At 28.4% G+C, this 4361-nt stretch carries 4 protein-coding genes; 3 read left to right on the plus strand and 1 reads right to left on the minus strand.

Going from position 1 to position 4361, the window contains the following annotated elements; translation table 11 throughout:
* Positions 1-218 precede the first annotated feature (218 nt).
* Complete coding sequence (locus tag AVBRAN12637_RS09535) at positions 219-968, minus strand: Fic family protein (RefSeq protein WP_336615812.1); 750 nt, start codon at positions 966-968, stop codon at positions 219-221.
* Between the two features lie 393 nt (positions 969-1361).
* Here AVBRAN12637_RS09535 and AVBRAN12637_RS09540 point away from each other — a divergent pair, with 393 nt between their 5' ends.
* The 3 genes from AVBRAN12637_RS09540 to AVBRAN12637_RS09550 are packed head-to-tail and all read left to right on the plus strand — an operon-like array spanning position 1362 to position 4355.
* The gene (locus AVBRAN12637_RS09540; protein WP_336608861.1) at positions 1362-1661 is read left to right on the plus strand and encodes a YkgJ family cysteine cluster protein; all 300 of its coding nucleotides are present in this window, start codon (positions 1362-1364) and stop codon (positions 1659-1661) included.
* Between the two features lies 1 nt (position 1662).
* On the plus strand, positions 1663-2661 hold the full coding sequence (locus AVBRAN12637_RS09545) for a hypothetical protein (protein WP_336608860.1): 999 nt from the start codon (positions 1663-1665) through the stop codon (positions 2659-2661).
* 41 nt (positions 2662-2702) lie between these two features.
* Complete coding sequence (locus AVBRAN12637_RS09550; protein ID WP_336615813.1) at positions 2703-4355, plus strand: hypothetical protein; 1653 nt, start codon at positions 2703-2705, stop codon at positions 4353-4355.
* Positions 4356-4361: the final 6 nt, after the last annotated feature.

A 4361-nucleotide genomic window follows, 5' to 3' on the forward strand; every position in this document is an offset into this window, starting at 1 on the left:
GCAAGTGTTTTTTACTCTGCTAAATTAAGTATTGGTTTTACATCTCATTTGATTAAGAGTTTTAAATTATTTAGCTAAATTTAAAGAAAACAATAAAAACACAAAGCTATTAATTACCCTTATCGTAATAGCAATATATTTAATTATTAGGTAATTTTGTTTTTAATCAAATAGACTAAAAGTATAAATATTAGCTTTTAAAATAAAGCTTATATTCTTTAAAACAATTTATTTTTATAAGATTTTGCTATGTATTGATTAAACATTTCATCATTTTTTTCACTCTCAAGCTTTTCTTCAATACTAGGCTCTACGCTATTAAATCCATCAATACAATTTTTATAAGTAAAATCCATAATATCTTTCATTTCATTTGTTTCATAATATTTAATTAATTTTTCTTTAAACTCGCTAATAAGCTCAACAGGTATATTTACTAAACCTGCTCCATTTTCAATCAAAATTCTATTAGCACATAAAATAGCTGTTCTTTTATTACCATCAATAAAAATTTGTCTTCTCATTAGATATAACATTAATGTTATTGCTCTTTGTGTAGTGTTTGTGATTTTTTGTATTTCGTTTAATTCTTCTATAATTTCTTCTTTATATGGCATTTTAGGTTTGTAAGTTGTTCCGCCAATAGCCACATCAAATTGCCTTATGTAGCCTGATTGATAGATTAAATTTGCACCTATAGTCTTGTTCATTTTACAAATATAAGCAAAATCAACTTCAGGATAACTTATAGTATCAAAAAGAACATACCAAGCATATTTAAGGTTGTTAATAGTTATAATATCATCCACCTTTAAGCTACTTATATTTACACCGTTATAAATGGCTTCTACTTGTGGAAAAGTTACATTAATTCCCTCAAGTCTCGCACTTTTATAGATATTATCTACGATATTTCTTTTTGCTAAACATATGTTGTATTCTAAGCTCATATGAAATTTATTTTTCATATTTATTAATCCCTTTTTTAATTTATATAATTTTATTTTAATACATTCATCTTTTTATTTTTATAACCTAGAAATTTATTATATTCAAGACAATAATATGTAATACAAATAGTCAAAGTAAGAAAAATATTTTTTTATTTGCAGTAATTAGTATTATATTTTGTTTTTAGTTTAAGCTTTTAAAATCAATATTTTTATTAATAATATTTTAAATATTTTTTATATGGACATAATTTTGACAACTCATATGCTATAATGCGAAAAATTACAAGAAAGGAGAATAAATGAAAGCTATATTTTCTCTTATGGGGGGGGGATTTTACAAAAACTAAAATCACTTAACTTCATTAATTTTATTCAAAACTTCTCATTTATATTCAAAGGAACTTAGCAATGTTAGATAATTTTCCATGCACTGCATGTGGCTTATGCTGCAAGAGTATTAACGGAGTAAAAGAACTAGAAGAATTTAATTTAAATGGTGTTTGTATACACCTAGCAGATGATAATACATGCAGGATTTATGAAAATCGTCCTATGGTTTGTAGGGTTGATGAATATTACGAAAGGTTTCTTAAAAAGTATATGAGTAAGGCTAAATATTACAACGAGAATATAAAAGTCTGCAATGCTTTACAAGATAAATTTAAAGTAGATAAAAAATATAAAATTAATTTAATTAAGGAGATTTAAAATGGCAGTTCCATTTATTTTAGGAGGTATTGCACTTGCAACAGGAGCTTTCGGAGCAAAAAAAGGTTATGATGGTTATAGAAATAAAAGTGAAGCCAATAAACTTAATAAAGATGCAGAATTTATTTATAATCATGCAAGTGAAAGGTTAAATAATTCTAGAAAAAAAGCAAATAATTCATTAGAAATTTTAGGTCAGGCAAAAATTCATATCCATGAAAATTCTTTTAGTGAGTTTATAGATATTTTTACAAAGATAAAAAACATTGAAAGTAATGATTTTTCAAAAGACGATTTAAAATTTGATATTGAAGATTTTGTTGCTTTTACAAAAGAAAGTATTATAAATTTTAAAGAATTAGCAGGTGGTGGAATAGCTTCACTTGGTGCTGGTGCATTAGCTGGCGTTGGAGCTTATGGAAGCGTTGGGCTTCTTGCAAGTGCTTCAACAGGAACAGCAATAGCAAGTCTTAGTGGTGCAGCAGCAACTAATGCAACTCTAGCTTGGCTTGGTGGTGGAAGTTTAGCTGCAGGTGGATTTGGTATGGCAGGTGGTATGGTTGTTCTTGGTGGAATAGTTGCCGCACCTGTGCTTGCAGTAGGTGGTGCGTTATTTGCAAAAGCTAGTGAGAAAGCTCTTGAAGATGCTAAAAGTAATATTAAACAAGCTGAAATTGCTGAAGAACAGATGGAAACAGCAAGAATATCAACAGATGCTATCTCAAGTATTATAGAACAGTCTTTGGTGATAATAAATCAATTGGATGAAAAATTAGTTAAAGAATTACAAACTTTAAAATTAATTGTAATAAGAGAAAGTGATTATACAAAATATTCAGATGGAGAAAAAGAGTATTTAAAATTTATTGTAAATATGGTAAAAGCAATTAGTGGAATTTGCAAAGTTAATGTTTTAACAGTAGATGGAAAGGTAAATAAAGAATTTAGAAGAGCAGTTGAAGATGCTCAAGATTTAGGTGAAGAAATACTAAGTAAGTAATTAAAAGGTGGCTTTATGCCACCTTTTTTAAAGGAGTTAAAATGACGCAAAATTTATTTTTTGATGAGCTAATAGAAGAGTTAGGCACTCAAAGTCTTGCTAGATTTGGACTAAATATTTTTAATGTTGATTCTTATAGTGCTTATATGGAAAGTTCAAAGCTTACTACAAGTATGCAAAAAGCAGTAAAACAACATGGAAGCAATCCAAATGGTTTTGGACAGATGTTTGAAGCTTATGAAGTAGGTAAGCAAAATATTAAAAATGCTTATAATAAAAATGATACTAGAGCTTATACAACAGATGAGCTTAAAGAGATAAAACAAGTATATGAAAATAAAGATTTTAATACAAATAATGATTTAAAAAAATCAATGGTTACTTCTAATTTTAGCGATGAAGAAATCAAAAGAATAGCAACTAATCCAAAACTTGATGAATACGCTAAGACAAATCATACTTTAGTAGATGTGGTAGTAGTTGATAAAAATGGCAATGTAGTTAAAGAAGAGCAATTAAAGGCTGTTAGTGATAGTATTTTTTCTAAAACTTATGATAAGTATTTTGAAGCTGGAGTTAAAGTTAGGGTAGATAGCGATACTTATGAAAGAGCAGAGAATGAAATTAAGCAAATAAGACAAAATCTAGATAATGCACCAGAAGATAAAAAAGCAATAATTCAAAAGCAATTAGATGAAAAAGAAACGAAATTTAAACAACTTGAAAAGGGTAGCGATAGAACCAAATCAGGCTATATAAAAGGCGAAATTCAAGAAAACGGACAAAAAACCAACACTGATGGAAAAATCGCTTTAAAAAATGTATATATAGAACAAGCAAAACAAGCAGGTATAAATATAACTCAAACAGGTTTAAGTGATGCAGGGACAGTTGTTTTAAGCACTTTTGCAAGTGGAGTTGTATGGGAATTAAGAGATGAGTATTTACACAATAACCACGAAGATTTTTTAATAAGACTACAAAGGCTTTTAAAACAAGTTTTTGTAAAAGGAAGTGAGAGTTTTGGTAGGGGTGCTAGTTTTGGATTAATTGATACTATCGTAGGACTTGCCGCACAAAGCCTAAAAAATATTGGTGGCAATCTAAGAGCTATGTGGACAAGCCTTAGAAATAGTGCCAAATCAATCTTTAATGCTATTTGGCAATTTATAAAAGGTGAGATTAAAAGCTTCTCACAACTTATTAGAACAATTTTAAAGAGCTTGTTTTCGGCTATCATGGTTGCATTTGGTTTTGCACTTGAAAGGGAACTTAGCGTTTATGTAGGCAATGTTTTAGCTACTGGGATTTCTATTTTAGTTTGTTCGGTTGGAGTTGTCGTATTTTCTCAAAGTTTGGATTTAGCTATTAATGGCTTTTTAGCAATTTGTGCAAGTGCAAAAATGGCGAAAGCAAGAAGAGAAGAAATAGAAGCTTTATATCATGAAATAATGCCAAAAATGATAGAAAATAGACTTCATTTAGAAAGCTTTACAAATGAATATATAAGTAATCTAAAAGATATTAGCGAGCTAAGTTTTGCTGATATTAGCAGTGCTATGGCTAATAATGATTACGCAAAAGCTGATGAAGCTTTGATAAAACTTGCAAGTGCTTATGGAGTGAATGATTTGTTTGTAAGCCAAAAAGAATTTGATGATTTTATGCTAAGTGATAAATCATTAAAACTTTAATTTTAA

This window comes from Campylobacter sp. RM12637 (assembly GCF_020137645.1).
Lineage (GTDB): Bacteria > Campylobacterota > Campylobacteria > Campylobacterales > Campylobacteraceae > Campylobacter_E.